The sequence below is a fragment of the Streptomyces bambusae genome (genome assembly GCF_019400985.1).
GTDB lineage: Bacteria > Actinomycetota > Actinomycetes > Streptomycetales > Streptomycetaceae > Streptomyces > Streptomyces bambusae_A.
The window spans coordinates 1-3,770 of the sequence record NZ_WTFF01000488.1 but is presented as its reverse complement, the minus strand read 5'-3'; the positions used below and the strand labels follow the sequence as shown (position 1 = coordinate 3,770).

Annotated in this window: 3 protein-coding genes and 1 pseudogene; all 4 read right to left on the bottom strand. The window is 74.1% G+C overall.

What is annotated here, in order from left to right; genetic code table 11:
* Nucleotides 1-350 (bottom strand): annotated as a pseudogene (locus GPJ59_RS34495) (hypothetical protein); the annotation flags it as partial.
* 514 nt (nt 351-864) lie between these two features.
* Complete coding sequence (locus GPJ59_RS34490; RefSeq protein WP_258025358.1) at nt 865-1,698, bottom strand: MOSC domain-containing protein; 834 nt, start codon at nt 1,696-1,698, stop codon at nt 865-867.
* 43 nt (nt 1,699-1,741) lie between these two features.
* Nucleotides 1,742-2,278 (bottom strand): DUF6643 family protein, encoded by a 537-nt coding sequence (locus tag GPJ59_RS34485; protein ID WP_219671956.1) that lies wholly within the window; start codon nt 2,276-2,278, stop codon nt 1,742-1,744.
* Nucleotides 2,279-2,529: 251 nt separating this feature from the next.
* Nucleotides 2,530-3,702, bottom strand: a complete 1,173-nt coding sequence (locus GPJ59_RS34480; RefSeq protein WP_219671957.1) for a glycosyltransferase — start codon at nt 3,700-3,702, stop codon at nt 2,530-2,532.
* Nucleotides 3,703-3,770 lie beyond the last annotated feature (68 nt).

Below are 3,770 nucleotides of genomic sequence, written 5' to 3'. Positions count from 1 at the left end.
CTGTACATCCACAGCTTGCCCGGGGACGCCTCCACCGCCACCATGTCGACGTCGTTGTCGCAGTTGAGGTCGGCCGAGACCAGGTCGGTCATGTCGGCGCTGCCGGTGCCGCCGTCACCTGGGCCCTCGCGCTTCGTGTCCGGGGTGGGGCCGGCCGCCGGCCCGTCCGCCGGCCGCACCACCACCGCCGGGACCAGCCGTCGCTCGGCCTGCTGCTCGCGCGCGGCCCGCTGCAAGGTGGCGTCCACCCGCAGGCCGGCCAGTGCGCCGATCGCCGGCGCGATCACCAGAAGACACACCAGGGCGGTCAGCGCCACCCAGGCCTCGATCAGATCGGTCGTCCGGCGCAACGGATTGCACCGCCACCGCCACACTCCCACGGCTGTCCGCACGTCCGGCACCCCCTAGCCTTCCGTCTCCCTGCGCGTCCTGACCTCCCCCATGCCCCGGAAACGCGCATTCCGGGAGGTTCGGGCGCCGCTTCACCCGATCCGGTGGTCTTGCCGGGGCGGGTGGGGCGGGCGTCCCGAAAGGCTCAACGGCCCCGCGAGGGCGGCCGGTTCCCACGAGTGGGGAGAGCCCCTCGAACGTGTCGGTCCGGTTGCCGGCGGGGGAGGGGAGGGCCCCGGTCCGACGCGGATGCAGCCCGACGCAGATGCCGGCCGACGCACATGCCGGCCGACGCGGATGCCGCCCGACGCGGGCCCGGCCGACGCGGGCCCGCGTCGGGTCGGCGGTCGGCCGGGTCGGCGGCCGGCCCTGTTCGGTCAGGTCGGCAAGCCGGGCAAGCCGGGCAGGCCGGGCAAGTCGGTCAGGTCGGCAGGTCGGGCAGGCCGGTCAGGCGGATCAGGCGGATCAGGCAGATCAGTCCAGGACCCGGACCTCGTCGCCCACCCGGATCGTGCCCGTCCCGGTGGGTATCAGCGCCCGCCCGAAGGCCAGCGACTTGCCGAACCGCCGGTGCCGCCCGAGCGTCCTGAGGGGCTCCTTGCCCCGCTCGGCCGTGGTCTGGTCGGTCGTGGTGATGACGCACCGCCCGCAGTTCTTGGGCCCGCGGAAGACGACGTCGCCGATCGCGATGCGGTGCCAGTGGTCCTCGGCCCAGGCCGTGGCCCCGGCGACCACCACGTTCGGCCGGAAACGATTCATCGGCAGCGGGCCCTCCTGCGGGTGGTCCCCCTGCGCGATGAGCGTGTTGAGCGCATCCAGCGAGGCGAGCGTGGTCACCAGCAGCGGATAGGCGTCGGCCAGGCTCACGGTCTCGCCCGGCAGCGCGTACTCGGGGTTGACGGGCCGTCGTACGGCCGGATCGTCCAGGTGCACCAGGCGGACCGGGACGCCGAGGTACTCGCTGAACCACGCGTGGGCCGCGGGCGCGTCCGCGACCACGGTGTCGATCTTCTTGCCGAACAGCGTGACCGGCTCCAGCAGTCCCGGAGCGGGCACCTCCACCACGAGGTCCGGCATGCCCGGCGCGCTGAGCGCTATCGCGCCGCCCGCCAGCGGCCGGGCCTGGGCCAGCGCCATCCGGGGCTGCTCCCGCTGGGTGATGACCACCCCGTCGGAACCGGCCAGCGCCCAGCGCCGGTCCCCGGACAGACCCCAGGGCTCCACGTCCACCTCGTCGGGAGCAGTCCCCGCCACCGACTTGACGGGATGGACATGGAGCGCCTGCACGTACATGTTCATGATCGCCATGAGGGCATCCTGTCAGGTGCCCCCAGCGGTGAACAGGCAGTTGTCAGTAACCGCGCCCCGGGTACTGGCGGGCGTACTGGTCCTGGTACGCCGGGATGCCGGTCGGGATGCCGGTCGGCGCGGTGGACGTCATCACGGACGGCACCGGCGCCGCCGTCATCGGGCGCGGCGCGGCGGGACGCATCGCCTCGTAGCCGGTGCCCGCCGCGACCGGGCGGGGCTGCTGCTGGGGGATGTAGGGCGCCGGCGCGTGCTGCAGCGGCGCCGGCTGGGGCGCCTGCTGCTGGTACGGGTAGCCGTACGCCGGGCCGCCCTGCTGCGGTGCGGGCGCCGAGGGCGCCGCCGGCAGGGCGGGCAGGGCGGAGGGCAGGGCCGGCAGGTAACCGCCGCTCGAATAACCACCGCTCGGATAACCGCCGCTCGAATAGCCGCTGCTCGCGGAGTCGTAGGCGGCCGGCACGCGGATCGGGGCGATCTGCGGGGTGCCCCGTTCTGCGACGAGGGAGTCGTAGATCGGGGTGTCCGGGAAGGAGGGCGCGGAGTAGTAACCGCCGCCATAAGTGGAGCGGGGGGAGGTCATGGGTCATAAGTTAAGCCCACGACTTCACCGGGTCCATAGCAAGGAGTCGTCAACACCCTGCTGACCTGCATATTCGCAGGTCAGGACCTCACCTTTCACTAGACGTTCACGTGCCCGACTCGTCACATCCGCCCCTCCTTGGGATGACTCGTACTCATGTGGCGCCACCTGCCCTGACGCACCGTCATGCAGCCGTCACCCCGCTGTGACCTCGGAAAACAACCCCTCTGACAGGGCATCAGGAAGGGCTGTCAGGCGTCGCTCGGGCGGGCGTAGGTGCGCCCCTTCCAGGCCGCGCCGCGGCCGCGGTAGTGCTGGACGGCCGAGTCGACCGTCATGAGGAGGTACAGCAGCGCGGTCGCGGGCAGGAGCGGAGCCAGGACGAGCGGCTGGCGGTAGTAGCGCAGCATCGGGACGTACGTGCCGGACATCAGCAGCCAGGCGGCCGCCCCGGCCCACGCGGTCGCGGGACGGCCGGCGGCCAGTCCGGCGAACAGGGCCACCGGGGGCACCAGGTAGACCAGGGCGATCCCGGCGACCGTGCCGGCCAGCAGCAGCGGCCGGTGGCGCAGCTGCGCGTAGGCGCTGCGCGCGACCATGCGCCACAGGTCCCCGAGGGCCGGGTACGGGCGGACGCTGTCGACCCGCTCCGCCAGCCCCAGCCAGATCCGGCCGCCGCAGTCCCGTACCGCCCGGGCCAGCGAGACGTCGTCGATCACCGCCTGGCGGATGGCGTCGGGCACGCCGGCCCGCACCGCGGCGTCGGTGCGCAGCAGGACGCAGCCGCCGGCGGCCGCGGCGGTCCGCCCGGCCGGCCGGTTGATCCAGCGGAACGGGTAGAGCTGGGCGAAGAAGTAGACGAACGCCGGCACCACCAGCCGCTCCCAGACGCCGACCACCCGCAGCCGGGCCATCTGGGACACCAGGTCCAGCTCCGCGGACTCGGCGGCGGCCACGAGCTCGCGCAGGCTGTCCGGCTCGTGCGCGATGTCGGCGTCGGTCAGCAGCAGGTACCGCAGCCCGCCGGGGCGCGCGGCGCGGGCGCACGCGATGCCGTGGCGCAGCGCCCACAGCTTGCCCGTCCAGCCGGGCTCGGGGTCGCCGGGGTGCACCACGGTGAGCGGCAGGCCCGGTGTCCCGCGCGCCAGCCGCCGGGCCAGTTCGCCGGTGCCGTCGGTACTGCCGTCGTCGACGAGGTACACCTCGGCCGGGCCCGGATAGTCCTGTGCCAGCAGCGAGGGCAGGCTGTACGGCAGCACCTCGGCCTCGTCCCGGGCGGGCACGACGACGGCCACGGCGGGCCAGCGCGCGGGCGGGGTCCGGGCGGGCAGCCGTACGTCGGTCCGCCAGAACATGCCCTGCCCGAGGGTGAGCCAGAGCCACACGAGGACGGCGGCAGCGGCGGCGATGCTGAGGAGCCCCATGGCGGCAGTGTGCCGGGCCACGGGGGCGGAGTCCCGCACCCCGCCCGCGCGGCACGCCCCCGCTGCCG

Coding starts and splice junctions, on each gene's coding strand:
- GPJ59_RS34490 (WP_258025358.1), bottom strand. CDS start 1,698: ATGGCGATCATGAACATGTACGTGCAGGCGCTCCATGTCCATCCCGTC.
- GPJ59_RS34485 (WP_219671956.1), bottom strand. CDS start 2,278: ATGACCTCCCCCCGCTCCACTTATGGCGGCGGTTACTACTCCGCGCCC.
- GPJ59_RS34480 (WP_219671957.1), bottom strand. CDS start 3,702: ATGGGGCTCCTCAGCATCGCCGCCGCTGCCGCCGTCCTCGTGTGGCTC.